General features: G+C 68.0%; 23 protein-coding genes and 2 tRNA genes. 10 read left to right on the top strand and 15 right to left on the bottom strand.

What is annotated here, in order from left to right; translation table 11 throughout:
• Positions 1-219: 219 nt before the first annotated feature.
• The 3 genes from ACWEOI_RS21265 to ACWEOI_RS21255 all read right to left on the bottom strand — a co-directional run bounded on the left by ACWEOI_RS21265 (position 220) and on the right by ACWEOI_RS21255 (position 3,197).
• Positions 220-293: transfer RNA gene (locus ACWEOI_RS21265), tRNA-Met, on the bottom strand.
• A 64-nt stretch (positions 294-357) separates the two neighbouring features.
• Positions 358-2,352 carry a YhgE/Pip family protein gene (locus ACWEOI_RS21260; RefSeq protein ID WP_452360697.1) on the bottom strand — a complete coding sequence of 665 codons (1,995 nt, stop codon included), beginning with the start codon at positions 2,350-2,352 and terminating at the stop codon, positions 358-360.
• 95 nt (positions 2,353-2,447) lie between these two features.
• Positions 2,448-3,197, bottom strand: a complete 750-nt coding sequence (locus ACWEOI_RS21255; protein WP_452360696.1) for a PP2C family protein-serine/threonine phosphatase — start codon at positions 3,195-3,197, stop codon at positions 2,448-2,450.
• A gap of 168 nt (positions 3,198-3,365) precedes the next feature.
• Between ACWEOI_RS21255 and ACWEOI_RS21250 the strand changes: the two genes are divergently transcribed.
• A complete protein-coding gene (locus tag ACWEOI_RS21250) occupies positions 3,366-3,797 on the top strand; it encodes a type II toxin-antitoxin system Rv0910 family toxin (protein ID WP_452360695.1) in 432 nt (143 codons plus the stop codon).
• A 217-nt stretch (positions 3,798-4,014) separates the two neighbouring features.
• Here ACWEOI_RS21250 and ACWEOI_RS21245 read toward each other — a convergent pair whose 3' ends face one another.
• Both ACWEOI_RS21245 and ACWEOI_RS21240 read right to left on the bottom strand, forming a co-directional pair.
• A complete protein-coding gene (locus tag ACWEOI_RS21245; RefSeq protein ID WP_452360694.1) occupies positions 4,015-5,958 on the bottom strand; it encodes a glycoside hydrolase family 5 protein in 1,944 nt (647 codons plus the stop codon).
• A 32-nt stretch (positions 5,959-5,990) separates the two neighbouring features.
• On the bottom strand, positions 5,991-6,599 hold the full coding sequence (locus ACWEOI_RS21240) for a hypothetical protein (RefSeq protein ID WP_452360693.1): 609 nt from the start codon (positions 6,597-6,599) through the stop codon (positions 5,991-5,993).
• Positions 6,600-6,892: 293 nt separating this feature from the next.
• Between ACWEOI_RS21240 and ACWEOI_RS21235 the strand changes: the two genes are divergently transcribed.
• Together ACWEOI_RS21235 and ACWEOI_RS21230 are read left to right on the top strand one after the other, a co-directional pair.
• Positions 6,893-7,552: a TetR/AcrR family transcriptional regulator gene (locus tag ACWEOI_RS21235; RefSeq protein ID WP_452360692.1), complete on the top strand. Its 660-nt coding sequence runs from the start codon at positions 6,893-6,895 to the stop codon at positions 7,550-7,552.
• A 113-nt stretch (positions 7,553-7,665) separates the two neighbouring features.
• Complete coding sequence (locus ACWEOI_RS21230) at positions 7,666-8,529, top strand: SGNH/GDSL hydrolase family protein (RefSeq protein ID WP_452360691.1); 864 nt, start codon at positions 7,666-7,668, stop codon at positions 8,527-8,529.
• A gap of 41 nt (positions 8,530-8,570) precedes the next feature.
• Here the strand turns inward: ACWEOI_RS21230 and ACWEOI_RS21225 are convergent, their stop codons facing one another.
• Positions 8,571-8,945 (bottom strand): nitroreductase/quinone reductase family protein, encoded by a 375-nt coding sequence (locus ACWEOI_RS21225; RefSeq protein WP_452360690.1) that lies wholly within the window; start codon positions 8,943-8,945, stop codon positions 8,571-8,573.
• 122 nt (positions 8,946-9,067) lie between these two features.
• Between ACWEOI_RS21225 and ACWEOI_RS21220 the strand changes: the two genes are divergently transcribed.
• Positions 9,068-9,724 carry a TetR/AcrR family transcriptional regulator gene (locus ACWEOI_RS21220; protein ID WP_452360689.1) on the top strand — a complete coding sequence of 219 codons (657 nt, stop codon included), beginning with the start codon at positions 9,068-9,070 and terminating at the stop codon, positions 9,722-9,724.
• Positions 9,725-9,840: 116 nt separating this feature from the next.
• On the top strand, positions 9,841-12,003 hold the full coding sequence (locus ACWEOI_RS21215; protein ID WP_452360688.1) for a serine/threonine-protein kinase: 2,163 nt from the start codon (positions 9,841-9,843) through the stop codon (positions 12,001-12,003).
• A gap of 64 nt (positions 12,004-12,067) precedes the next feature.
• On the opposite strand, the gene ACWEOI_RS21210 is transcribed toward ACWEOI_RS21215, so the two are convergent.
• A tRNA-Met gene (locus tag ACWEOI_RS21210) sits at positions 12,068-12,141 on the bottom strand.
• 532 nt (positions 12,142-12,673) lie between these two features.
• On the opposite strand from ACWEOI_RS21210, the gene ACWEOI_RS21205 reads away from it, so the two are divergent.
• Positions 12,674-13,210 (top strand): transglycosylase family protein, encoded by a 537-nt coding sequence (locus ACWEOI_RS21205; RefSeq protein ID WP_433667725.1) that lies wholly within the window; start codon positions 12,674-12,676, stop codon positions 13,208-13,210.
• Between the two features lie 172 nt (positions 13,211-13,382).
• On the opposite strand, the gene ACWEOI_RS21200 is transcribed toward ACWEOI_RS21205, so the two are convergent.
• Positions 13,383-16,370, bottom strand: a complete 2,988-nt coding sequence (locus ACWEOI_RS21200; RefSeq protein ID WP_433667726.1) for a UPF0182 family protein — start codon at positions 16,368-16,370, stop codon at positions 13,383-13,385.
• Positions 16,371-16,550: 180 nt separating this feature from the next.
• On the opposite strand from ACWEOI_RS21200, the gene ACWEOI_RS21195 reads away from it, so the two are divergent.
• A complete protein-coding gene (locus ACWEOI_RS21195) occupies positions 16,551-17,159 on the top strand; it encodes a PPA1309 family protein (protein ID WP_433667728.1) in 609 nt (202 codons plus the stop codon).
• Positions 17,160-17,177: 18 nt separating this feature from the next.
• Here ACWEOI_RS21195 and ACWEOI_RS21190 read toward each other — a convergent pair whose 3' ends face one another.
• Positions 17,178-18,203: a S16 family serine protease gene (locus ACWEOI_RS21190; RefSeq protein WP_433667729.1), complete on the bottom strand. Its 1,026-nt coding sequence runs from the start codon at positions 18,201-18,203 to the stop codon at positions 17,178-17,180.
• 85 nt (positions 18,204-18,288) lie between these two features.
• Here ACWEOI_RS21190 and ACWEOI_RS21185 point away from each other — a divergent pair, with 85 nt between their 5' ends.
• The 3 genes from ACWEOI_RS21185 to ACWEOI_RS21175 all read left to right on the top strand — a co-directional run bounded on the left by ACWEOI_RS21185 (position 18,289) and on the right by ACWEOI_RS21175 (position 22,132).
• Positions 18,289-19,704 (top strand): zinc-dependent metalloprotease, encoded by a 1,416-nt coding sequence (locus ACWEOI_RS21185; RefSeq protein WP_433667731.1) that lies wholly within the window; start codon positions 18,289-18,291, stop codon positions 19,702-19,704.
• A 164-nt stretch (positions 19,705-19,868) separates the two neighbouring features.
• On the top strand, positions 19,869-20,699 hold the full coding sequence (locus tag ACWEOI_RS21180; RefSeq protein ID WP_452360687.1) for a TOMM precursor leader peptide-binding protein: 831 nt from the start codon (positions 19,869-19,871) through the stop codon (positions 20,697-20,699).
• 44 nt (positions 20,700-20,743) lie between these two features.
• On the top strand, positions 20,744-22,132 hold the full coding sequence (locus ACWEOI_RS21175; protein ID WP_357086865.1) for an ABC1 kinase family protein: 1,389 nt from the start codon (positions 20,744-20,746) through the stop codon (positions 22,130-22,132).
• Between the two features lie 82 nt (positions 22,133-22,214).
• Here ACWEOI_RS21175 and ACWEOI_RS21170 read toward each other — a convergent pair whose 3' ends face one another.
• From ACWEOI_RS21170 to ACWEOI_RS21145, 6 genes are all read right to left on the bottom strand, one after another.
• Entirely contained in the window at positions 22,215-22,556 is a 342-nt protein-coding gene (locus ACWEOI_RS21170) for a WhiB family transcriptional regulator (protein WP_357086867.1), read from the bottom strand.
• Positions 22,557-22,669: 113 nt separating this feature from the next.
• Positions 22,670-23,050 carry a hypothetical protein gene (locus tag ACWEOI_RS21165; RefSeq protein WP_379272049.1) on the bottom strand — a complete coding sequence of 127 codons (381 nt, stop codon included), beginning with the start codon at positions 23,048-23,050 and terminating at the stop codon, positions 22,670-22,672.
• A gap of 105 nt (positions 23,051-23,155) precedes the next feature.
• Positions 23,156-25,312 (bottom strand): ATP-dependent DNA helicase UvrD2, encoded by a 2,157-nt coding sequence (locus ACWEOI_RS21160; protein WP_452360686.1) that lies wholly within the window; start codon positions 25,310-25,312, stop codon positions 23,156-23,158.
• 105 nt (positions 25,313-25,417) lie between these two features.
• Complete coding sequence (locus ACWEOI_RS21155) at positions 25,418-25,879, bottom strand: MarR family transcriptional regulator (RefSeq protein WP_433673450.1); 462 nt, start codon at positions 25,877-25,879, stop codon at positions 25,418-25,420.
• Complete coding sequence (locus ACWEOI_RS21150) at positions 25,879-26,304, bottom strand: EVE domain-containing protein (protein WP_452360685.1); 426 nt, start codon at positions 26,302-26,304, stop codon at positions 25,879-25,881. Before ACWEOI_RS21150 ends, ACWEOI_RS21155 begins: the two co-directional genes overlap by 1 nt.
• Entirely contained in the window at positions 26,301-26,723 is a 423-nt protein-coding gene (locus ACWEOI_RS21145; protein WP_357086876.1) for an SRPBCC family protein, read from the bottom strand. The genes ACWEOI_RS21150 and ACWEOI_RS21145 overlap by 4 nt, the downstream gene beginning before the upstream one ends.
• Between the last annotated feature and the right edge of the window lie 59 nt (positions 26,724-26,782).

Raw genomic sequence — 26,782 nt, 5'->3', positions numbered from 1 at the left:
AAGCCTCAATGTAGCAAGCAGCTTCACCCTCTGCAGCACGCAATTACCTTGGCCAACAAGCCATTTCATACTCGACAGTGGATCGCGACCAGCCGAACCCGACCAATCGGAGCTGGCGGTTCCCAGCAGGGCGGTCTGCGACAACGGCCCCGACATCGCGGGGCCCGTATACGAAAACAAAGCGGCTCCGGAACCATTGGTTCCGGAGCCGCCTCTTAGTAGCGGGGACAGGATTTGAACCTGCGACCTCTGGGTTATGAGCCCAGCGAGCTACCGAGCTGCTCCACCCCGCGTCGGTGAAGACAACATTACACAGAGGGGTGGGGATGCACCTAATCGGCTGGTCAGGGGTGGTTTTCAGGCTTCGGCGGCGGCGGGGGTGGGGGCGAGGTCTGGGGTGGAGGGGGAATTCGAACGGGCGGGGGCGGTGGAGTAACGGCGGGCGGTGAGCATCAGGGCCAGGGATAGGGCGAGCATCACCAGGAGGACCGCGATGGAGGTCCAGAACATGGTGTCGTAGAGGGAGATGTCGGCTCGGATGATGGCTCGGCGGGCGAAGGTCATGGGGGCGATGTCTTGGAAGGGGCGGAAGGCGGGGGGTGTTGTGCCGGCGGGGAATACGCCGCCGAAGGTGAAGATCTGGAACATGTAGAAGGCGAAGGCGGCTATGGAGCCGGTCACTCGGCCGAAGAGGATGACGAAGAGTTGGGTTGTGGTGGCGGCTACCGCACCTACGAGGACCAGGACTGCGGACATGGCGAGCCAGTTGTCGGGGGACCAACCTGTCGAGTGGCCGTAGATCGCGGTGAGGGCGGCAACTGCGATGACCGCGGTGGCGCCGACGGCTGCGCCGCGGAAGGGAGGGGTGGCCGAGCGGCGCCAGGAGGTACCGCCGGGAGTGCGGCCTTGCAAGGGGCGCAACAGCATCCAGAGGATGATGGCGGCGAGGAAGGTGCCCATGACGATCAAGGCGGGGGCGGCGCCTCGGGAGATTTCCTTGTGGCTGCGGTCGCCGCCGCGGACCACCTGGCTCGGCTCCTGGTTGCGGATGTCCATGGTGACGGGCTGGGCGATCACATCGGCGGAGGCGGTGGGGTCTTTGATGTGGGGTGCGGCGGTGGCGCCGTCGCGGAGGCCGGTGTCGAGTTGGGTTGCGCCGTCGTCCAATTGGGTGACGCCGGAGCGGAGCTCGTGGCCGCCGTCGGCGAGTTGGCGGAGGCCGGTGGAGAGTTCGGTGGCGCCCGTGCCGAGTTGGACCGTGCCGTCGCGGAGTTGGGTGGAGCCGTCGGCCAGGGCCAGGACACCGGCGCGGTATTCGGCCTTGGGGTCGGTGAGCTGGCGGGCCAGTTCCTTGGTGCCGTCACGCAATTGGGTGAGCTGGCCGGCCAGGGAATCGGGGTCGCCGGGGCTGGCCTGGCCGATCAGGCCCTTCAGCTGGGTGGCGGCGTCGGCCAGGGACGGATCGGGGTTCTTGCTCAGCTCGTCGAGCAACGGGTTCAGTTGGGTCGCGAGCTTTCCGGCGGGTTCGATGGCGTCGAGCAGAGGCGTGATGATCTGGTCGACGCCGTCGCGGATCTGGGTCGCCCCGGTGCCGAGTTGATCGGTGCCCGAGACCAGTTCGTGGGCGCCGTCGGCGAGTTGCACGGTGCCGGTGTGGAGTTCGCGGGTGCCCGCGACGAGTTGAGTGGCGCCGGTGGCGGCCTCGTCCAGGCCGGTCGAGAGTTGCCCGGAGCCGTCGGCCAGCTGGGCGGTGCCCTGCGCCAGCTGGGTCGCGCCCTTCGAGGCGTCGCCGATGCCCGCGCCGAGACTATTGACGCCGACCAGGATCTGCGAGGCGTAGCCGCGGCCGATGGTGGCGGCGATCTGGTTCTGGGCGTCGGCGATCACGCTATTGGCGACGGCGGGGCCGAGAGTGCCGTTGAAGTCGTTGTACCAGACCGCGATTCGGGCGCGCTGCGGCACCGGATCGGTCACGCTGAGCACACTGCGGGTGAAATCCGCGGGGATGACGACGGAGAACGCGTAGCGACTCTCGCGCAGGCCCTGCACGGCTTCGGCGCTGCTCACCCGATGGAACTGCAGCTCGCCGCCGGACACCAGGGTGTCGAGAATCTCGGTACCCATGTTCTGGGCCTTGCCGTCGGAGACGCCGCCGACATCGTCGCTGGCGACCGCCACCGGGATCCGCTTCAGATACAGCTCCGGGTCCCACATGATCCACATGTAGACCGCCGAGATGAGTGTCGGCACCACCAGGAACAGCACCACCAGGACCCGAAGCGGACCCGAGGCCCGGCGCGTCCGGAGCAGCTCGCCGATGCGTGCGCGAATGGATGTCGATCTGTCTGCCACGGCGAAACCCCGATGCTGCCCAGTGAAACGTTCGAGCCCAAGCTAGTTGGTCGCTCGACCAGTATGGGTGGATTCGGGGAAATTGTCCTGCCGAGTCAGCGAATCGCGTCCACCACCAGCGCCGTCGTGTTATCGGTGCCGCCCCGCCCGAGCGCCGCGCCCACCAGCCCCTCCGCGACCTGACCCGCCGAGGACCCCTGCGCCAGGATCGATTTGATGATCGGCATACCGAGCTGCTTGCCCACCCCGTCACTGCACAACAGCAGCCGGCCCGCGCTCGACCCGGTGGACGCGCGGCCGATATCGCCGGGCCGCACCGTGCGCACCGACGTGGTCACCAGATGCCGCATGCCGGGCAGCGGATCGTGCCCGCGCGCCCTGAAGTACTCGGCCACCGTGTGATCGGTGGTCATACGATGCAGAACACGGCCGTTCCAGCGGTAGGCCCGGCAGTCGCCGACCCACGCGATATCGCACGGCCCGTCCGGCTGCCCCTGACTCGGCAGCACCGCGACCACCAACACACAGTCGGCGGCCGACTCGGGTAGCTCGTCCACCAAACCCTGCTGCGCCGCCAGGATTGCGGCATGGGCGCCCTCGGCGACCGCCACCTTCGCCGCGATCGAGGCCGCCAGCCGAGCCGCCCGGGCCGCCGCCAGATGATCGCCGACCCCGTCGGCCACCACGAAAGCGCTACGCCCACTTCGCATATCGGTGTACGTGGCGAAGGCGTCCGCATTGACGGTCCGCCGCCCCAACCGGCTCACCCCCGCCCCCGACACCCGGACGAGCAGCGGCCCCGCATCGACCTCGACGTCTCCCACCTCGATGGCTTCTGTGTGCACGACCCGACCTCCTGGGACTCGGCCTCACGGGGTGCTGTCGACCAGCACTACCCATTCAACGGGCGAAACCCCTGCTCCGCTCCCGAATTGCCTGTGGGCTTGCTGAGGAACCGCCGACCCGACCCCGCACATTCAGTGCTACGTCGTGTAACGGATACCATCGCATCCGTGGCCAAGCTCAAGGTTTCCGTAGACGTCCCGATCCCACCCGACCAGGCCTGGACGCACGCCTCCGACCTGCCCGAACTGGACAAGTGGCTGACCCTGCACGAGGGCTGGCGCGGACCGGTCCCCGACGAACTCACCCCCGGCACCCGACTGATCGGCGTCGCCACCGTCAAGGGGTTCCGTAACCGGGTCACCTGGACGGTCAAGACGGCCGAACCCCCGAACCGCCTGATCCTCAACGGTTCCGGAATCGGCGGCACCAAGTTCGGCATCGAACTGCGCGTCGCACCGAGTTCGACCGGTTCGCAGGTCACCGCGAACTTCGAACTGGGCGGAGCACCTCTGTTCGGGCCCATCGGCTCGGCGGTCGCGCGCGCCCTGCGCGGAGACGTCGAACGGTCCCTGGAACGCTTCGTCCAGCTCTACGGCTGAATATCTCGCAGTGCCAGGCGAATTCGAGACAGCAGGCGTTCCGGATCCGGTCGACAGCGACGGGCTCGGCCCATCCGGCAACGATCCAGGCGTGCCCGGTGGGACCTGAACCCATTGGGTTCGACAAGTCCCGGCATCGGACACGGCGGCCTCGCCCGGACACAGATCGAGCCGCACCCGGTGACCGGGTGCGGCTCGAATTGCTCAGGAAGCGCGCCTACTCGAGCTTGCGGCAGTAGAGGGCGTCCGGGTGGCCGTGGCGGAGGTTGGCCCAGGAGAAGCCGATGCCCGCGGCGTACTCGTCGGAGTTGCACTGACCCTTGTAGTGGTTGGCAGCGTAGTCGCCGCCTTCGCCGGAGGCCGGGCGGTTGTCACCCTTGTCGTCCCACACGGTGCGACCCGCGCCGGCGAGGGGGATGCGGCCGGGGGCGCACAGGATGGCGGACATGCCCTCACCGTTCAGGCTGTAGCCGATCATGAACTGCCCGTTCTGGCACTGGTACTTGGTGAAGCCGTTGGCCCAGTCGGTGTCCACCCGCTCCTCGTTCACCTTGTTCGCGAGCGTGCCGGGCCTCCACAGGTCGCCCTCGTTCGAGTCCGTGCACAGGCCTCGCCTGCCCGTCGCGCTGATCCCGATCAGGCGCTGGTCATCGGGGCACACCATTTTCGTTGCGCCGGAATCCCAATCGTTGCCCGCCCGCAGAGACGCATTGTGGTCCGCGTTGGTGCCGTAGAGCATCGACCACGTACGCACGGGCGCGACCTGCCCGGACTTGCCCTTCTCGCCCACCAGTCGACGGAAGTACCCTCCGCGCCAGTCACCGCCGTTGGAGGTGACGCTGCTCAGGTTGCCGTCGGCGGCGTAACGCAGCAATCCCCAGTTGTCGCCTTGATCCGGGGTCTGGTACCCGACCATCGGCCAGTAGGCCCAGTCCAGGTCGCGGCTGATCAAGTAGTCGACCATGTTCGCGAACCAGGCTTTGTCCTGGTCGGTGGCCTGGGTTCCGACACCGAATTCACTGACCCACACCGGTGCGGTGAAGTGCTTGTCGGGGGTGGTGGCCACGTACCCGGCCAGCTCGTCCATCGAGCGGAACAGGTCATCGCGGGACATTTCCCGGAAGCGCGTGTCGTGGGTTTCACCGGCACCGGTCGCACCGGTGTGGTTCGGGCCGATGTAGCCGTAGAAGTGTGCGCTGTACACGACCTTGTGCGAGCGGGTGAGCGTTGAGCTCAGCCAGACCTGCGGCTTCAGCATGGGGCGTTGGTGCGGGAACAGGTCGGAGGGAATGCCCTGCCAGTTCAGGCCCTCGATCATGATGAGCAGATTCGGGTTGGCGGTGGTCAGGATTCGATCACCGGCCAGGCGGGAGGCCGCTTCCCAGTCCTGGTCGTCGCCCCAACCCACGTTGGGGTCGTTCCAAGTGGTCCGCCGGATCTCGTTGCGCAGGTCCGCGCCGATGACGCCCGGGTTGCCCTTGTACCGGGCGGCCATGAACGCCCAGTCGTCCACCCATTTGCCGGTGCTCTGGCCCGAATTCCAGAATTCGTTGCCGTCGTTCGAGCAGCACCACTTCGTGGTGGTGGTGTGGTTGTTGAGGATGACGCCGAGCCCGGCATCGGTCAACGCCCGCACCGCCCGGTCGTACACCTCGAGCGGCTTGAGGCCGTTGAGCGAGGGATTGGCGGTCAGGCCCCGCACCGGCCGGTCGTCGGAGATCATCTCGTTCGAGAACGGCAGCCGGATGCTGTTCAGCCCCAGCGCTTTGAAGTCCTTGACCAGCTTGTCCATCGAGACACGCTCCAGGCCGAGCGGCGCTCGATGCCCGACCTCACCACCCGAGTTGTTGGCCGGATCCTCGTCGTCGCCGCTGCCGTTCCAGGTTCCACTGGAGCCGTGCCAGTTACCGGATTGCAGCTTGACCCGGTTCCCGTTCGCGTCGACGATATAGCGCCCACGGGTACTGAGCGGGCCTTTCAGATCCGATCCCCCTGAGCCTGAGCCTCCACACCCGGCAGATCCGCTGAAAAGGCATGGCCAAGCTTCGCTGGTAGGCGCGAAATACATCCCCAAGGCCAGCAGCATCGCGGAGACCAGGGTGAACGCCGACAGCGCCTCCCACCTCGGCCGCCGCTGAAAACGGTATTCAGTCAACGTCATTCGAGTTCCTCATCCGAAGGTCTAACCGCGTGCTACTTGCTGGAACCGGTCCCGAGCAGCGAACCGAGGCTGCCGGTGGAGACGCCGCCACCCCCGTCGCCGTCCTTGGCGACAGTGATGAACGGGCCGTAGCTGTTGTAATCGCCCTTGCCGAGCGAACCCAGATAGGACGTGCCGCTCGAGAGGGGCGTGCCGCGGGTGCAGCTCGCGCCGACCGTGTACTGGACGGTGAAGGTGACGGGGCCGGCGGCCTTGACGAATATGCGATAGCTGGTGGCCATGAAATCTCCCGCGATGAAGCCGGGCCTGATCTCGAGATACGGCTCGACACCCTTCACACCGGTACCGTCATCGACCTTGGCCGAGTCGCTGACGTAGGTCAGGCACGCGTCGTGAAAGTCCTTGACCCAGTTGAGCTGCAGATCGGGACCGGTGCTGCGCTCGAACTTGGTGGTGACTGTGATGGTGTCGCCGGCCTTCGGGCTGGCGTCACTGACGGTGCGGGTGACGCTCGCGACGCGGTCGGTCCACGTGACGGAGTCGGGTGCGGCGTGCGCCACGCCGGTGCTCAGCAGGGTCAAGGCCGCCGCGGCGGTCGCGGTGCCGACGGCGATACCGTGCCGAGCTGCTCGGTGTGTCATTGAATTCCTTCGGACGCAATGCGGTTGATTGGAATGTCGAACCGGGTGCGGCCGACTCATCGGCAGAACTGTATGGCGATGTCTTCTCCGTGTGAAACGCTGATTTCGGATGGATCCACAGGTTTTGGTTGTGAAACCATTTCGCCGGGTCAGCACCCTGATTCAGGGCGGCACGGGCCATTGCCGGTCCCACATTCGTACCGGCTGAATTCGCCATCCGCGGCTCGGCCACTAGAATCTGGGCACTCGCACAGGATGCCGGATGCCTGTGCGCCGAACAGGGTTTGGGAGGCATGGGCGGTCCCGCGCGCGAACAGCCCCGACAGGAACGCAGCCGACTGCGGCGCGAGGCACTGGTCCGCGCGGCACTGGAGTTGATCGCCGAGCAAGGCCCCGCGGCCGTGACCCATCGAAAGGTGGCCGCCCGCGCCGAACTACCGGGCGCGACGACCGGGTACTTCTTCGCCTCCGTCCAGGACCTGATCGACGAGGCCCTCGCACTGCAGGTCCGCGACCGCATCGCCGAATTCGGGCCGATGTTCGAGAAGGCCCTCGCCGAACGCCCCACCCTCGACGAACTGCTGCGGCTCATCGCCGTCACCGCCGCCCGCTCCCGCACCGCGGTGATCGCCCAGTTCCAGCTGTACCTGGACGCCGGGCGGCGACCCGCACTGGAGGGTCCGGTCACCGAGGCGCTCGAACAGTTCGAAGCACTGGCCGCGCGGGTGCTGCGCGCCTGCGGGGCCGTCGATCCCGAGGAGGCGGCCGGACAGATCGTGGCCATGATCGACGGTTTCCTGCTGCATCGCCTCGGCCGCCCGCGCACCCGGGCGGTGGAAGCCGATTCCCTGCACCAGGCATTGCGCGCGCTGACGCTGTCGCATCTCGCCGGGCCCGAACGCGACGCGGCCGACCGGCTGCTGCGGCGACGCGTCGGGCCGGAAGCCGAGTAGCTCCCCGAAACCTCCAGCGGCGCAGCGAATCACCCAAAAATCCTGTACAAACGCACAGATTCGAATAATCTGTACACTCGCACAGATTTCAGCCTCGATCGAGATGAGGACATATGCGTTCCGCACTGACCGGCCTCGCCGCCGCGGCGGCCTTCGCGACGATGCTCACCACGCCGGCAGCGGCTGACGCGAGCCCGCAGAGTTATGAGGAGTACGTCGCCCTGGGCGACTCGTTCGCGGCCGGGCCCCTGGTACCGGCCCAGGGCGGCGACTCGGCGAGCTGCCTGCGGTCGGTCGACAACGGGTATCCGGCACGACTGGCCGCCACCCTGGGCATCCGGAACTTCCGGAACGTGACCTGCTCCGGAGCCAAAGCCCAGGACTTCGATAAAGCCGGTCCCGGATGGGGCCGCGGCGCGACACCGCAGTACGACGCACTGAGCGCGAGCACCGACCTGGTCACCCTCACCATCGGAGCGAACGACGCCGGACTGTTCCAGGACCTGATCGGCTGCTTGAACCCGGCGCCGGACAACGCCGCCCGCGCCTGCGTGGACCGATTCACCGGCGGCGGCGTCGACCAACTGGCGGACAAAGTGGACGCCGCCGCCTCGACCATCGGCGCCACCCTCGACGAGATCGCGCGCCGCGCACCCCGCGCGCGCGTCATGATCACCAGCTACGGCCAGTACCTGCGCCCCGGCGGATGCCCGGACCTCGCGGCCCCGATCACGGCCCGCGACGCCGACTACCTGCAGACCACCATCGACCGTCTCGGCGACCGCATCGCCGAACAGGCCGCCGCACACAACGCGACCTTCGTCGATCTGCGTCGAGCCAGCCTCGGACACGACTCGTGCGCCGCCCCGCAGGACCGCTGGATCGAGCCGCTGCTGCCCGCGTCCCCGGCCGCGCCGTTCCATCCCAATGCCCGTGGCGGACAGGCGTTCGCGACCCTGATCGCGGAAGCGCTGTGAGCCGGTAGCGCCCAGGCGTCGCCTCGACGTGGCGCGGACGATCAGTCCGTGACCAGGTTCATGCGGAGGAACTCGGTGATGCGGAGCAATTTCGGTGGGCGCGCTCCCTTTTCGAGGAAGGCCGGGATGGCCTCGCCCGCTCCGACCAAGCGCGGCGCGGTGAGTTCCATGTCCGTCCCGTCGATCCGGAGGCCGGCTCTGCCGGCCGCCAGGACATTGCGCACCCAATCCGAGCGGGATCCGTACACGGGGACGAACAGGTAGCCGCCGTCGATCGGGTAGGCGTCCATCGGGGTGCGGTACGTCGCGCCGGAGACGCGGCCGACGTGGGTCAGCACGGGCCACTTCCCGCTTGCGATCGCGCGCGGGTTGAACACCCGCTTGTTCACGTGCCCCCACCATCTCGGCATCGGCATGGTGCATCTCCTTCTGACGGTAGTGCGCATGACGTCGGCGCCTTACAGGTGTAAGTCACCCTTACGCATGTAAGGTTGACTTACGATCGTAAGCCTGTCAACACCTCGTCCAGGGAGCCGCCGTGTCGCGACCATCGCAACCACTGAGCAGGGAACGCGTGCTGGAGGCCGCCATCCGCGTCGCGGATCGCGGTGGCGTGGAAGCGATCACGATGCGACGGGTGGCGCAGGAACTGGGTGTGGAGGCAATGTCGCTGTACCACCATGTGCCGAACAAGGACGGTCTCCTGGACGGCGTGGTCGACACGGTGTTCGCGGCGATCGAGCTCCCCGCGGCCGGAGGCGGCGACTGGCGTGACGCGATTCGCGTGCGTGCCCGATCAGCTCGAGCGGTCCTCTCGCGGCACAGCTGGGCGCTCGGACTCGTGGACTCCCGGCGCAACCCGGGACCGGCCACGCTCCGCAGCCACGACGCGGTACTCGGCGTACTCCGCGAAGCGGGCTTCCCGCTACCGCTGGCCGCGCACGCGGTATCGCTCATCGACAGCTATACCGGCGGATACGTTCTCCAAGAGGCGAACCTGCCGATAACGACACCCGCCGACGTCGAGGACGTGGCAAGCGGGATCCTCGAACACCTGCCTCCCGATCAACTGCCCTACCTGCGGGAGATGATCGTCGACCACGCCCTCGGGGCAGGCTACGACCACACCGGCGAATTCGCCTACGGCCTGGACCTGATCCTCGACGCGCTCGAGGCTCGCCGGCAGCAGGCCTGATCGACCGGCGGCCGAATCGCCCGAATACCCTGCCCCTCTCCCCCGCCGGTAGGACAATTTCCCCGAGACGCCGCCGCGCACGCTCCGCGGCCGTCGCCGACCGGGGAGGGATTCTCGTGCCCGATGAATCATGGCGCGCCGGAACGATGTTCGGCCGCTACCGGCTCGACCGGATGATCGGACGCGGCGGCATGGGTGAGGTCTACGAGGCCTTCGACACCGTCAAGGGACGAACCGTCGCACTGAAGGTGCTGACCGAACGACTCGCGGACGATCCGCGGTTCCGGCAACGATTCGAGCGGGAGGCGCACGTCGCGGCCCGGCTCAAGGAAGCCCACGTCATCCCGATCCACGACTACGGGGAGATCGACGGAAAGCTGTTCCTGGACATGCGCCTCGTCGAGGGCATGAGCCTGCGAGAGCTCATCGCGGACAACGGTTTCCTGCCGCCCGCCCGCGCCGTCGCGATCATCGCGCAGGTGGCCTCCGCCCTCGACGCCGCGCATCGGGACAACCTCGTGCACCGCGACGTGAAACCCGACAACATCCTGGTCGCGGACGACGACTTCGTGTACCTCGTCGACTTCGGCATCGCCAATACGATGACCTCCGAACGGATGACCACGATCGGGGCGGCGATCGGCTCCTTCTCCTATATGGCCCCGGAACGGTTCGCCGACAGCCAGACCACGCCGGCCGCGGACACCTACGCGCTCGCCTGCGTCCTGCACGAATGCCTCACCGGGCTGAAACCCTTCCAGGCCAAGACGGCCCCGCAGCTGATGCACGCCCATCTCTACGCACCCCCACCCGCGGCCTCGATGATCCGGCCCGGGGTTCCGCAGGCGCTCGACCAGGTGGTCGCGCGCGGCATGGCGAAGGATCCGGCCGACCGGTTCCCGACCGCGGGCATGCTGGCTGCGGCCGCCAAAGCCGCGGTGACACAGGAGCGCACGCCGGTCGTGACCACCATCGGGTCGATACCGATGCCGTACTTCGGTGCGCCGCAGCCAGGTCCGATGCAAGTCGCGCCCCCGCAACAGACCGCGCCACCGCCTCGTTCCCGCCGGAAGCCGTTGCTCGTCGGCATCGTCGTCCTCGTGGCCGCGCTCATCGCCGGTCTGGTCACCTGGCAGGTGCTGCGCCGATCGGGCGGCTCGGAACTCGACCTCACCGCGCTCGACGTCGGCCACTACTCGACCACGCCACGAAAGTTCACCGGCTCGCCCACCGTGGAGGAGGGCCGGGCCCTCGCCGCGAGCGCGATCGCCGAGGGCATGCCCGACCCCTTCCAGATCGACACCTCCCTCGATCACCGCTACGGGACCGCGCAGACGAGTCCGGCCGGGGCCGCGACCATGATCGCCGGGACCAGCACGCCGCTCACCCAGCCCGTGATGGAGAAGTACGGGATGATCAGCGCCTACGGGGTGGTCGGTCTCACCAAGCGATTCACCGAGTGGAGCAGCAAGCCGGAGGGCAACATGCTGCTGATCCTGACCATGTCCTATCCGAACCCGGACGCCGCCGCCCGCGCGGCCACGGACATGGAGGCGATCGACTTCGCCGCCAGCCCCGACAATGTCCGGATCCCGATCCCCGGATTCGCCCAGGCGCACGCGCACTATCGGCCGACCTCCCCGACCATCGGCGCGACCTGGTCGTACCGCACCTTCGTCACCTCGATCATCGCGGCGCTGGACATGACGCGAGTCGACGCCGACGCCCTCGCCCAGCGAGTCGGTCAGGTGTTCACCGCCCAGTCCCCGCTGCTGGACACCGTGCGCATGGTCGTCGACGCCTCGCTGACCATGCAGACCCGCGATCCGGATCAGATGCTGCACCGGGCCTTCGTCACCAATGACCAGCAGCTGATCTCCCCCACGTACGGCAGCATCGGCCCCCGCGCGGCGTCGCTGTGCGAGAACGCACAGCCGCATCGGGACCGGCTGTCGGAGAAGGCCGGGATCGATCGCTGCGCGACCACCGATGACAGCAATGTGCTGCGCGCCCGCGACGAGGACGCCGCGCAGACGTTCCTCACCGCGACCATCAAGTCCGACCGAACCGAGTACATCAAGCGCGACATCGACTCCCCCGCCAAGCTGGGCACGGCACGCTGCTTCGAGACCAAGGACGCGATCTGGGCCGGCGACGCCAACCTCCGGTTCCAGTGCGGCGTGACGTTCGGCAGACATGTCGCTTTTGTCTGGAGTAATGACGAGCAGGACGTGCGCCGGCGTGCTGCCGCCCAGTACGTGATCCTGGCGAACAGTTAGCGCCCACTCGTCCCGTAGACGCGAGAAAGGCCCGGAACCTGATGGTTCCGGGCCTTTCTCGTAGTAGCGGGGACAGGATTTGAACCTGCGACCTCTGGGTTATGAGCCCAGCGAGCTACCGAGCTGCTCCACCCCGCGTCGGTGAACACAACATTACACACGGGCTAGCAGATGCACCAAATCGGGTGGTCAGGCGGGATTTTGCGGGGGTGCGGGCGTACCGAGCGAGGGGTGCGTGGCGAATCAGACCGGACGGTTGCCCATCAAGTGGAGCAATTGGAGTGAAAATCCTCCATTTGAGAGCCTCGCGCACGCGTTCGGCCGCTGGCATGCGCCAGAAACGTGACCGGTGTCACAAATTGTCGGTGATTCGAGTCACATCACGGTGAGATAACAGACCGCTCGGGTTAAGCATTTACAGCATAGCCAACCTGCATCAACGCCGATTTTTCAGTCATTCGCTTCATGCAATTCTGAAGTTATCAAGACGTGATCTGCCGAGATTTCCTCGTTATCGTCAGTCGCGGCCCGGAACAAACCTGCGATGGGCTCCGACTCGAACCGCTGCACTCCGGAAACCCTGTCCCGCGGTCGAGCACCCCGACTCCTGGGGACAGGGACACGGCGGAGCATCCGCGCCGGGCCGGTCGGCACAGGGAGGGAATAACACATGAAACAGAACCGGAAGATCAACACTCGCGCCCTCGGCCTCGCCGCCGTCACCGGCGCACTTGTTGCCGTCCCGTTCGGCTTCACCGCGACCGCCTCCGCCGCCCCGGCCCACGACTGGGACGGCGTCGCCCAGTGTGAGAGCGGCGGCAACTGGGGCATCAACACCGGCAACGGCTACTACGGCGGTCTGCAGTTCTCGCAGAGCACCTGGGCCGCCAACGGCGGTGCCGGCAATGCCTCCAACGCCAGCAAGGCCGAGCAGATCCGGGTGGCCGAGAACGTGCTCGCCTCCCAGGGCGTCGGCGCCTGGCCGGTCTGCGGCCAGTACCTGCGCACGGGCATCTCCGAGCCCGAGCCCACCCAGGAGCCCGCGGCCCCCGCGCCCGTCGCCCCCGCGGCCCCCACCGACCGCCAGGCCATGATCGACCAGGCCAAGGGCGTCGCCAACACCGTCGCCGAGCAGCTGGGCATGCAGGATCAGTACAACCAGATCCTCGCCTCGAACGCCGGCCTCATCGAGACCTGGGGCAAGTAGCCCGAATCTCCTTCCTTTTCCGGAAGATATGGAAAGGTGCTGCGTCAATGGCGACGCGGCACCTTTCGCTATTTCGAGGCAATAATTCTTATTGTGCGACAGTAATTTCCGAGCCTGGAAATGCGAAAGGCGCTGTCATCCAATGGATGACAGCGCCTCTCACGTCAACGGATCAGCCGCCGGCCTTCTGGTAGTTGTTCACCGCGGTCTGCAACTGCTCGAGCGCCTTGCCCAGCGCGCCCAGATCGCCCGACTTCTGCGCGTCCTGCACCTGCCGCAGCGCGTCGTCGAGTTGCTTCACCGCCGCGTCCTTACCGGTGGATCCGGTCGGCGGGGGCGGGTTGGCCGGCGGCGTCGCGCCCTGGGTGGGCGGTGTAACCGCTTGTCCCGGTTGATCGGTCGCGGCATTGCCCGCGGCGGGCAGGATCTGATCGAGGGCTTCCTTGACCGTCGCGCCGTAGCCGACCTTGTCGCGGTAGCTCGCCAGCACCTTCACCAGCTGCGGGAAGGACGGCGCGTTCGGACCGCCGGTATTGCGTTCCAGATACCAGGGCTCGACGTAGAGGATGCCGCCGTCACCGACCGGCAGGGTCAGCAGATTGCCGTACTTGATCTTGTTGACATTGCCGCCCGTCAACAGGTTCCGGTCCCTCGACACTTGATCGGCCGTCGTCATGGACGTCTGCGTCTGGCCCGGGCCCGAGGTCTGTGAATCCGCGGGCAATCGGAGCACGGTCAGCTTGCCGTAGTTCGCCGGATCCGAATTCGCCTGCAGGTAGGCGGACATGTAGTTCCGCTTGTAGCCCACGATGGCGCTGGTCAGATTGAACTGCGGCTTACCGGTTTTCGGATCGCCGAGCAGTACGTAGTACGGCGGCTGGTGAGCGCTGCTGGCCGCACCCTCCTGGGTCGGGTCGTTGGGGACCGACCAGAAGGCGTTGCCGTTGAAGAACTCCACCGGATCGTCCACGTGGTACTTCGCGAGCATCTCGCGCTGCACCTTGAACAGGTCCTCGGGATAGCGGAAGTGCGAACGCAGTTCGTCGGAGATCTCGCTCTCCGGCTTCACCGAGTTCGGGAACACTCCCATCCACGCCTGCAGGACCGGGTCCTTCTTGTCCACCTCGTAGAGGTTGACGGTGCCGTCGTAGGCATCCACGGTCGCCTTGACCGAGTTGCGGATGTAGGAGACTTCCTTGCGGGGTAGTAGACGCCCCGTGGCCTGGTCGATGCTGTCCTCGACCGCGCCGTCGAGCGGGGTCTTCTGCGCGTACGGGTAGTTGTCGAGGCTGGTGTACGCGTCCACGATCCAGACGATGCGGCCCTTCACCACGGCCGGGTAGGCATTGCCGTCGGCGGTCAGCCACGGCGCGACCTTGGTGACGCGCTCCCGCGGACTGCGATTGAAGATGATCTTCGAATCGGAGCCGATGGCGCCCGAGAACAGGATGTTGCGCTCGGCGTACTTGGCCGCGAAGGCCACCCGGTTGAACCAGTTGCCGATCTTCACACCGCCGGCGCCGGCGTAGGTGAACTGGTCGGTGGGAGTGTCGTATTCGCGCGGGGACTGGCCGTTGGCGCCGACGATGGCGTAGTCGGCGTCGCTCTTGGCGATCAGCTCGCCGTAGTAGATGCGCGGCTGGTCGACCGGAATGGCCTCCTTGAGCCCGGCCTTCTTGGTGATCAGGTCGCTGACCGTGGACATGTCGCCGACGGTGAACACCGGATAGCCGTAGCCGCCGTTGGAATCACTGCTGCCCGCGCTCTGCCCGGCCTGCTGGGATTCCTTGGGCGGGGCCGCGTTCACCTTGTTGGCGGGCGAGGCCACGAAGCCGTTGCCGTGCGTGTACACGGTGTGCTTGTTGAGCCAGTTGGTCTGGTTCTCCGACAGGTTCTGCGGCTGGAGCTCGCGCGCCGCCACCACGTAGTCGCCCAGTTCACCGTTGACGGTGTAGCGGTCGATGTCGAGCGGGTCGGGGAAGCCGTAGAAGTTCTGCAACTGCTGGTTGCGCTGAATGAACGTCTGGGTCAGCAGGTTCGGGTCCAGCAGGCGGATGTTCTTGATGGTCTGCTGGTCGGCGGGCGAGCTGACCTGGTCATTGGTCGCGACGCCCTTGTAGTTGACGTACTCGACCTTGTCCGGGGTGAGCCCGTAGGCCGAGCGGGTGGCGTCGATATTGCGCTCGATGTAGGCGCGCTCCTTGGTGGCCGCGTTCGGGCGCACCGAGAACTGCTCCACCAGCAGCGGCCACACCGCGCCCACCAGCACCGAGGACAGCACCAACAGCGCCGCCGCCATGGCCGGAATGCGCAAGTCGCGCAGCACGACTCCGGCGAAGAAGGCGATGGCGCAGATGACCGCGATCGACAGCAGGATCAGCTTGGCGGGCAGCACCGCGTTGATGTCGGTGTAGGAACCGCCGGTGAAGGTCGGCTCCTTGCGGGTGCTCGACAGCAGGGCGTACCGGTCGAACCAGTAGGCGACGGCCTTGAGCGCCACGAAGATCCCGGCCAGGATCGCCAGCTGCACCCGCGCGGAGTTGCTCAGCGTGCCCTCCCGCCCCGACAGCCGCAGCCCGCCGAAGACGTAGTGCGCCACCAGGTTCGCGAAGAACGCGATCACCACCGCCACGAACAGCCAGTTCAGCACCATGCGGTAGAACGGCAGGTCGAAGGCGTAGAAGCCGACGTCGAGATGGAACTGCGGGTCCTGCACGCCGAACGAGCCGCCGTGCAGGAACAGCTGCACCGTCACCCAGTTCGACTGCGCCACCAGACCCGACAGCACGCCGATGAGCACCGGGATGCCCAGGCCGAACAGGCGCAGCCGGCTCATCACCGTGGTGCGGTAGCGGGCGATCGGATCGCCGGGACCGCTCACCGGCACGAACACCGGCCGGGTGCGGTAGGCCAGCAGCAGCGCCAGCCAGATGATCGCCGCCACGACCACCGCGACCACCAGGAACAGCAGCACCCGGGTGAGCAGCACGGTGTGGTAGACGTTGCGGAACCCCACCTCCCCGAACCACAACCAGTTGGTATAGGCGTCGGTCAGCCGGGGCCCGACCAGTAACAGGGCGGCCAGCACCAGGGCCGTGACGAGCAGAATGCGGCTGCGTCGCGACAGCGAAGGTAAGCCGGTCGGGGGGCGCATGCCCACGATGCCACTCTCCCAGGGTCCGGCGACGTCCGAACCGGGAAACCGGCGCCGAACGTCGCAGTCCGATGATGCGAGCTGGTCCCAGGGGACCGTTCGCGCCCCACTCTACGTAAAACGCCCGCCGCGCGGCCCAACACCTGCCGCGTCGGACAGGTATTCACGAGATGCGAGGATGACCGGGTGAATCCAGAGCAGTGGGCGGCGTCGGCCCTGTACCGGTGCATTCGGGAAGTCGCGGAGTATGTCGACGGTGAGGGCTGGGACCGGCCGCCGCAGATGTTCGCGCTGGTCCCGACCGCGGACCTGGTCGCCGCCGAGCCCGCGCTGCTGGATCAGCTCGACGAGAAGGACGCGCTGACCCCCATTGCGCAGGAGCCGTTCCCGGAGGACATCGCGGGCGAGGCCGACGCCATGGCGCTCGACGAATTCCTGGGCACCACCAGCTGGCCGGCCTCGGTCGAGGGCTGCGTGCTGGTGCAGCAGATCGTGGTGCTGCCGCCGACCGCCGAGCAGTCGCTCGACGAGGCCATCGCGCCGCTGCTCGCCGACCGGGACGCCGCCGACCAGGCCGGTCGCCAGGCGGCGCTCACCCACGCCGAACGCCGCGACGCCCGGCTGTTCGTCGGCGTGCTGCGCGACGGTACCTCGCTGTCGCTGCTGCAGGTGCGGCCCAGCGAGGAGGAAGAGGACCCGTTCGGCGACCTCGACCTGCGCACGGCGCCGAACCTCGCCCCGAATCTGGTCGAGGCGCTGCTGCACACCCTCGAGAACGATCCCGACGAGTTCTGACCCCGCGCCGGGCGAGGGTCAGCCGCAGGTCGGCGCGTCCTTGCCCGCATTGATGTCGTCGAGGGCCTGGACCGCGCCGGACAGGTTCTCGACCTTCACCAGGCGCAGGCCCTCGGGCGTGCGCTGCGCGGCCTCGTTGCAGTTGGCGGCCGGGACCAGGAAGGTCTCGGCGCCCTTCTCACGCGCGGCGATCATCTTGTACTGGATGCCGCCGATCGGTCCGACCTTGCCGTCCGGATCGATGGTGCCGGTGCCCGCCACGAACTTGCCGCCGGACAGGTCGCCGGGGGTGAGCTTGTCGATCAGGGCGAGGGTGAACATGAGTCCCGCCGAAGGGCCGCCGATCTCGCCCAGATTGAACGCAACCTTGATCGGACCCTTGGAGATCTCGTCGGGCGTGATGCCCAGGTAGCCCTTGCCGGAGTCGTCCGGGCGCGGGGCCAGGGTGATCTCGGCGGACTGCTCGACGCCGTCGCGGCGGAAGACCACGCCGATGGCGGTGCCGGGCTTGACCGAGGAGACCGCGGCGACAACGTCTTTCGCGGTGACGATGTGCTTGCCGTCCACCGTCACCAGTTCGTCGCCCTTGCGCAGCACATCCTTGGCGGGGCCGTCGTCGGAGACATTCGCGAGCTGGACCGCGGTCGGCAGCTTCAGATAGTTGAGCGCCGCCAATTCGGCGGAGTCCTCGGAATCCTTGAACTGCTGCTGATTGGATTTGTCTACATCGTCACGTGTCTGCCCCGGCGGATACACCTCGGCGCGCGGCACCAATCCATGTTCGCCGCCGATCCACAGCCGGAACGCGTCGAAGATATTCAGCTGATCGCGAACGGACACGGTCGTCATATTGAGATTGCCGGAAGCGGATTTCAGCTCCGCGCCCTGCACGTCGACCACCTGTTTGCCGTCGAATTCGCCCAGCGTATTGAAGGTCGGCCCTGGTCCGAGCGCCACGAACGGCACCGTGACGACACTGCCAACGATACCCAGCGCCAGAATCGGGATCAGAGCGGCGAGCAGGGTGAATATCCGACGGTTCACGCGGCCAAGGGTACTGGTCATCGAGGCCATTGCCGCGCTCCGCTCGGCGGTTCGTGTGATCTGCGGCTCCAGTACCGTAGTGGGTATGAGTGATTTCCCGTTCGGATTCTCGAATCGCGACGACGACCCGGAGCGCAAGCCCGGCGACGAGTCCAGCGGTTCTGATGCGAACAACCCGTTCGGATTCGCCATGGGCGGCCCGGGCGGTGGCGGATTCGATCCCTCGCAACTCGGCCAGATGCTCTCGCAGCTCGGCGCCATGTTCTCCAGCATGGGACAGCCGGGCGCGGCCCAGGCCGGACCGGTCAATTACGACATCGCCAAGCGGCTGGCCCGCCAGCAGCTGGGCGCGAGCGTCACGCCGGTCTCCGCGGGCGCGCAGCAGGCCGTCACCGACGCCTCGCACCTGGCGGAACTGTGGCTCGACGCGGCCACCACCTTCCCGGCCGGCGCGAGCAAGACCGTCGCCTGGACCGCCAACGACTGGATCGAGGAGACGCTGCCCACCTGGAAGCGGCTCTGCGACCCGGTGGCCGAACAGGTTTCGGGCATGTGGACCGCGACGCTGCCGGCCGAGGCCCGCGAATTCGCCGGGCCGATGATGGGCATGCTGGGCCAGATGGGCGGGCTCGCCTTCGGTTCGCAGCTGGGCCAGGCCCTGGGCCAGCTCGCCAAGGAGGTGCTGACCTCCACCGACATCGGGCTGCCGCTGGGTCCGGCCGGCACCGCCGCGCTGCTGCCCACCGCCATCTCCGAATTCAGCGCCGGGCTCGAGCAGCCCGAGAGCGAGATCCTGGTCTACCTGGCCGCCCGCGAGGCCGCCCACCAGCGGCTGTTCGCGCACGTGCCGTGGCTGCGCCAGCAGGTGCTGGGCGCGGTCGAGGACTACGCGCGCGGCATCAAGATGGACTTCTCGGCCATCGAGCAGGCCGCGGCGGGCCTGGATCCGATGACCCTCGCGCAGGATCCGTCCAAGCTGGAAGAGCTGCTGTCCCAGGGGACCTTCGAACCGCAGACCACCCCGGAGCAGAAGGCCGCGCTGGAACGGCTGGAAACCCTGCTCGCCCTGATCGAGGGCTGGGTGGAGACCGTGGTCAGCGACGCCGTGGGCGACCGGCTGCCCGGCGCGGGCGCGCTGGCCGAGACGCTGCGCCGCCGCCGCGCCACCGGCGGCCCGGCCGAGCAGACCTTCGCGACCCTGGTCGGACTGGAACTGCGGCCGCGCAAGGTGCGCGAGGCCGCCGCGCTGTGGCGGCGACTGACCGACGACACCGGCCTCGAGAAGCGCGACGGCGTCTGGGCCCACCCGGACCTGCTGCCCGACTCCTCGGACCTGGACTCCCCGGCGGGCTTCATCGACTCGGTGCTGGGCGGCGGCTCGACGGTGTTCGACGACCCGCTGGCGCAGCTGGCCGAGACCGAGGCGCGCGAACGGGCCGAGAAGGAGGCCCGGGGCGGCGACGCCGAGACCGGAACCTCGGACGGGGAAGACACGAAGTAAGAGTTGTGGATAACCCGCGAAAGCGCTGATCAACAAGCGTTTTCGCGGGTTTCCGCATTTCCGGGGACGCGCAGACTGACGCTATGACGGCAGTGACATCCCCACCAACAGCAGCCCTCGCCCGAACCGCGACGCGCGGGGCGACCACCTTTACCCGCGGACCGATGTTGCATCCGCGAATCGCGGTGCTGGTGCGGCCGGATGGCGCGGTGCAGTTGGGGTGGAGTTCGGAGCGTGCGGTCATCGTTCGACCGCCCGGTCCTGTGGAATCGGGGCCCGCGTTGGTGCGGCTGCTGGACGGGTCGCGGACCGAGGCGGAGATCCTCTGGCAGGCGCGGGAATTGGGGTTCGAGGTCGAAGACGTGCGGACGCTGGTGGGGGAACTCACGGATGCCGGGCTGCTGGCGGCGGCGGAACCGCGAAGTCGGCTGCGGACGGTGCGGGTGCACGGGCGCGGGCCGTTGGCGGACGCGCTGCTCGATGGGTTGCAGCGGATCGGGCTGCGGGCCAAGCACTCTCATGGGCGGGCGGATGCGCCGAGCAGTGGGGAGCCATGGCCGGAGCGGCCGGATCTGCTGGTGCTGTCCGACACCTTGGTGCCCGATCCGGCGCTGGTCGCCGACCTCGTGCGGGCGCGCGTCCCGCACCTGCTGGTGCGGATCCGCGACGGGGCCGGGATCGTCGGCCCGCTGGTGCTGCCGGGCGAAACCGCTTGCCTGCGTTGTGCGGACCTGTACCGCACGGCGGCCGAACCGGCGTGGCCGCAACTGGCCGCACAGCTACTGGGCCGGGTCGGGTGCGCTTCCCCGGCCGTGGCCGTGCTCACCGCGGCGCTGGCGCTGCGCGAGATCGAGACCGTGGCACGCGGCCGCGCGGAGCGGCCACCGGCGAGTTTGAACGCCACCCTGGAGTGGGATCCGGATACCGCGCGGCTGGATCGGCGGACCTGGACGCCGCATCCCGACTGCGGTTGCGGCGCGGAGGCGGTGGTGTGATGGAAACCACTCCCCCTCGTCACCCGGCAGAACACCCGAATCACATGGCGGACCGTCTGGGACATCGGCATGATGGGAACGTGTCAGAGATTGTGAGCAAGCGCTCTTCCCGCAATGCCAAGCTGGCCAAGATTCCGCTCGGCATCGCAGGGCGGGCGGCCGTCGGATTCGGCCGCAAACTTGCCGGGGGAGACAAGCAGGAGATCAACGCCGAGCTCAATCAGAAGGCCGCCGAACAGCTGTTCGCCGTGCTCGGGGAGCTCAAGGGCGGGGCCATGAAGTTCGGACAGGCGCTGTCGGTGATGGAGGCCGCCGTCCCCGAGGAGTTCGGCGAGCACTACCGCGAGGCGCTCACCAAGCTGCAGGCCGCCGCGCCGCCCATGCCGGTCGCGGCCGTGCATCGGCAGCTCGACCAGCAGCTGGGAACCGGTTGGCGGCAACGATTCCGGGAATTCGACGACCAGCCCACCGCCTCGGCCAGCATCGGCCAGGTGCACAAAGCGGTCTGGTCCGACGGCCGGACCGTCGCGGTGAAGGTGCAGTACCCGGGCGCCGACGAGGCGCTGCGCGCCGATCTCAAGACACTCAATCGGATGGCCGGCATGATGGGCGCGCTGATCCCCGGCGCGGAGATCAAGCCGATCCTCGCCGAGATCAGCGAGCGCACCGAGGAGGAGCTGGACTACCGGATCGAGGGCGGGCACCAGCGCCAGTTCGCCAAGGCGTTCCACGGGCACCCGCGCTTCCTGGTGCCGAAGGTGGTGGCCAGCGCGCCGAAGGTGATCGTCACCGAGTGGCTCGACAATGCCACCCCGGTCTCGCGAATCATCCAGCAGGGCATGGCCGATCCGGAAGGAACGGTCGAGCTGCGCAATCGGGTGGCGGCGCTGATGGGCGAATTCCATTTCAGCTCACCGGCCATCGCGGGCCTGCTGCACGCCGATCCGCATCCGGGCAACTTCATGGTGCTCGAGGACGGGCGGCTCGCGGTCATCGACTACGGCGCGTGCGCGCCGCTGCCCAACGGCTTCCCCAAGGTCCTGGGTGAACTGGTGGCGCTGGAGGTCGAGGAGCGTTTCGACGAGCTGGTGGCGCTGCTGCACGACCATGGCTGGGTCATTCCCGGGAAGACGGTGAGCATCCAGGAGATTCAGGACTATCTCCGCCCCTTCACCGACCCGATCAAGACCGAGACCTTCCACTTCACCCGCCGCTGGATGCAGCGCGTCGCGGGCAAGGCCACCGACATCTCCAATGCCGAGATGATGAAAACGGCCCGCTCCCTGCAACTTCCGGCCGAACACGTGATGATCTTCCGGGTCCTGGGCGGTTCGGTCGGCATCTGCGCCCAGCTCGACGCCGAAGTCCCGTTCATGAAGCTGATGAACGACTGGGTCCCCGGCTACGCCGAAACCCGCCGCGCCGCCTCGTAGTACTGCCCCCACACGCAAAACGACCCGCCTACCTCGAGGTAAGCGGGTCGTATGCGTTCAATTCCCCCGGAAGCCGGGGCGGTCATGCCACCGTGACCTTGCGCGGGCGGCCACGCGGGCGCTTGCGGGCGATCACGACACCCTGGTCGAAGATCTCACCGCCCCAGACACCCCACGGCTCGGCACGATCCAGGGCGGCCGACAGGCAGCCCTGACGGATCGGGCAGCTGGCGCACAGCGCCTTGGCCTCTTCCAGCTGGGCCGGAGCCTCGGCGAACCACAGGTCGGGGTTGCCGGCGCGGCAGGGGACATTGATGGTGACGGCCCGGCGGGTGCGGGCGGTCGTGTTGGCCACGGTGTTGCGGCATGTCACTCGTTCACGGATGACCGTGGTGGACACGTCGTTCTCCTTCAGCTCGTGCATCGGTCGTTCGTAGGTTTCGCGAGACCGGTGCCGGTGGCTGGAGGCCGATAAAACTATGGCCACGGTTTCGCGTCTGTCGCGATCCGTGGCCAGGAGGTCTGGGAGGTGAATCCCTACCTGAGTCGACTTCGGTGTCGACTCCTGTTCACGGACGCTGGGTCGGTGGTGTTGGGGCGGGCTGCCAGCAGATGCACCGGTCGCTCGGATCCGGTTGCGCCTGTGACGGTTTCGACGGCCGAGCCGGTGACGGTGTCAACGACTGCGGTTGCCGGGTACCAATTGCCCTCGGGCTTGTCCTGCTTGATCACGATCTGCTGATCCGCTTGGGCTTTGCTTGCAAAGACCTGAAGACCAAGATCGCCACTCACGCCGGACATACGAATCCCCTGCGAAGCGAGGATCCCCAGGGAGACGGGCGCAACGGACATGACTGACGCCATGCTGACGCGGCCGGCGGTGATGCCGGTCGTCGCGATGCCTGCGTTGCTGTTCATTGGTCTGCCTCCCTCCTTCACTCGTTTGCGATCAGTGCTTGGTGCGCGCGGGGTCTTCCCCTGTGCACCTGAACCACATTAGGTATCCATACAGATACGCACAACCTATTTTTGACCTGCGGTTTTCGACCTCACAACGGCGAGCACGTCCGCACCGTAGGTCTGCAACTTCTTGGCGCCGATGCCGGGGATGGCCACCAGGGCCCGATCGTCGGCCGGACGCTGCTCGGCGATCGCGGTCAGCGTGGTGTCACTGAAGACCACGAAATGCGGCAGCGAGAGCTCTTCGGCCTTCTCCTTGCGCCACTCCCTGAGCGCCTCGAGCAGCTCGGGATCCACGTCGGCCGGGCAGCGCGAGCAGCGGCCGAGCATGGTGGCCTGAGTGTTGAGCAGCGGGCGGCCGCAGATGCGGCAGGTCGGGTGGACCCGCTTGGGACCGCTGGGCCGCCCGGTGGTGTGGGTGGCGATGCGCGAGGCCGGGGAATCGTCGGGGACCAGGCCGATCAGGAATCGGGAGCGCCGGCGCACCTTGCGCCCGCCCGCGGAACGGGCCAGCGCCCAGGACAATTGGAGGTGCTCGCGCGCCCGGGTGACGCCGACGTAGAGCAGGCGGCGTTCCTCCTCCAGCGCGGCCTCGTCGGACACGGTCGCGTCCGGGCCGAGCACGTGCTGGATGGGCAGGGTGCCGTCGGCCAGGCCGACCAGGAAGACGGCGTCCCATTCCAGGCCCTTGGCCGCGTGCAGCGAGGCCAGCGTGACGCCCTGCACGGTCGGTGGATGCCGGGCCTCGGCGCGGGCGGCCAGCTCGCGCAGCAGGCCGGACAGATCGAGTTCGGGTTCGGCCGCGGCCAATTCCTCGGTGAGGGCGACCAGCGCCACCAGCGAGGCCCAGCGCTCCCGGGCCTGGACGCCGACCGGCTCCTCCTTGGTGAGCCCGACCCCGGCCAGCGCCGCGCGCACCAGGGTCACCAGTTTCGGGCCGCGCGCATCGGGCAGGTCGTCGCGATTGGCGGCGGTGCGCAGCGCGGACACCGCCTGCCGCACCTCCGGCCGCTGGAAGAAGCCCTCGCCGCCGCGCACCTGATACGGGATGCCAGCCTCGGTGAGGGCCTGCTCGTAGACCTCCGACTGGGCGTTGATGCGGTAGAGGATGGCGATCTCCGCGGCGGGCACGCCGGTGTTCAGCAGTTTGGCGACCGCCTTGGCCACGGCGGCGGCCTCGGCGGGTTCGTCGTCGTATTCGGCGAAGGCCGGCTCCGGACCGTCGGGACGCTGGCCGATGAGCTGCAATCGGGTGCCCGCGATCCGGCCGCGGGCCGCGCCGATCACCCGGTTGGCCAGTGACACCACCTGCGGCGTGGAACGGTAGTCGCGTTCCAGGCGGACGACGGTGGCCTCGGGGAAGCGGCGTGAGAAGTCCAGCAGGAAGGTCGGACTCGCGCCGGTGAACGAGTAGATGGTCTGGTTGGCGTCGCCGACCACGGTCAGGTCGTCGCGATCGCCGAGCCAGGCGTCGAGCACCCGCTGCTGCAGCGGGGTGACGTCCTGGTACTCGTCCACCACGAAACACCGGTAGCGGCCGCGGAACTCCTCGGCCACCGCGGAGTAGTCCTCGAGCGCGGCGGCGGTGTGCAGCAGCAGATCGTCGAAGTCGAGCAGCAGGCCGTCGGGAGTGTTCTTCAGCGCCTCGTAATAGGTGTAGACCGCGGAGACCTTCTTGGCCTCGTAGGGCACGTCGCGGTGGCGGCGGGCCGCCTCGCCCGCGTAGTCCTCGGGCGCGATGAGCGAGCCTTTGGCCCATTCGATCTCGCTGATCAGGTCGCGCAGGCTGTCGGTGTCGGTGGGCAGGCCCGCACGGCCGGCGGCCTGGGCCACGATGGGGAACTTGCCGTCGATCAGCCGCCACGGCACGTCGCCGACCACCTGCGGCCAGAAGTACTTGAGCTGCCGCAGCGCCGCGGCGTGGAAGGTGCGCGCCTGCACCTGCCCGGCCTCGCCGCTCAGACCCAGCACCCGCAAGCGGTTGCGCAGCTCCCCCGCCGCGCGGGCGGTGAAGGTCACCGACAGCACCTGATCGGCCCGGACGTGTCCGGCCGACACCAGGTGCGCGATGCGATGGGTGATGGTGCGCGTCTTACCGGTGCCCGCGCCCGCCAGCACGCAGACCGGTCCCCGGGGCGCGCGCACGGCCGCCGCCTGCTCGGCATCGAGGTCGTCGAGCCGGAGCTGGGCCTGGGTGGTCACGGCAGTCACGCGCTCCATCATGACAGCGCCCTCCGACACGGCGGGCGGCCATCGGCGTGGCGGCCCGAATCGGCCCGGCCGGAGCGCGGTCCGCCCCAGCGGTTCGGTCGCCGGTCGCGGAGGTCAGTCGCGGTCGCGGAGGCGGCGGAGGGCGGCGGCGAAGCGGGGGGTCTGATCGCCGAGGGGGTCGAAGAAGTCGTGGTCGCAGGCTTCGACCGCGCCGATGGCCCGATTGACCAGGGCGGCACCGGATTCGGTGGGGCGCAGCGAGCGGGCGCGTTTGTCGGTGGGGTGCTCGTGGCGTTCGAGCAGGCCCTTCTGTTCCAGGGTGCGCAGGACCTGGGAGGTCATCATGGGGTCGGTGGCGGCCTGGTCGGCGACGTCGCGCTGGGTGACCGGGTCGCCGCCCGACCTGCCGGTGAGCCAGGTCAGGGAGGCGAGCAGGACGAACTGGACGTGGGTGAGGTCGAAAGGGGCCAGGGCGGCGCGCTGGGCGGCCTGCCAGCGGTTGGTCACCTGCCAGAGCAAGAGGCCGGGGCTTTCGTCGGCGTGCTCGAATTCGGTGTGCAGTCCGTCATTCGCCATCACCGGCCGACCATAGCGCGGGAGATGACGGCGAAATCGTGGGCGGTGAGTTCGATCAGGCCGCGTCGCAGCACGATGCCCCAGTTGGGGACGCTGGTCAGGTCCAGTTCGCCGCGCAGCGTGTCGATGGGGGTCTGGCGGGCGGCGCGGTCGTAGTCGACCGCGCGCCGCCACGGGCGGAAGCAGCCGCCCTGTTCTTCGACCTGCCAGGCCGGGCCCTCGGCGATGGTGCCGAGGGCGGTGAAGGCCTTGATCGGTTCGCCCTCGCGCATGCAGGTGCGGGGCGAGTAGTAGACGAGTCCGTCTCCGGCCTGCATGCGTTCCACGGCGGCGCGTTTGCCGTGATTGGCTTGCGCGAAGCCGAGTTCGACGCCGCGGCGGACGTGGTCGCGGGAGACGACGGCGAGCCAGTACCGGGCGCTCATACCAGCACCGCCTCGGCGGCCGCGACCAGCGCGTCGACATCGCGTTGCAGGGATTCGCGCAGGCCGCCACCCATGATCTTGATCCACAGCGCGCGCAGCGGGCCCTCCATGGTGACGCGGACGGTGACGGTGGTGGCGCCGGCGATGGTGGCGACCTCGTGGGCGAAGATCAGCCGCGCGCCGAGCAGCTTGGACGTGTCGATGAACTCGGTGTCGGTGAGCTTGGTGATCACGAACTTGGTCTTGGGCCCGCCCTTGGGCTTGAGGACGCCGGTCGCGCCCTGGACGAACGGGCCGTCGAGGGTGACCCATTCGGTGTCCTGGTTCCACTCCGGCCAGGTGGCCATGTCGGCCCACTTGGTGAAGAAGGCGGCGGGAGCGGCGGTCGAGGTGGCGGAGGCTTCGGCGATGAACGTCATGAAATTAGTATGCGCGCTTACTACTTATCCGTCAACCCCCGGTCCTCGATCGGTTCCGA

This window comes from Nocardia sp. NPDC004340, assembly GCF_053602575.1.
Note: the sequence above shows the minus strand (reverse complement) of the source record. Positions and strands in the feature narration are given on the sequence as shown.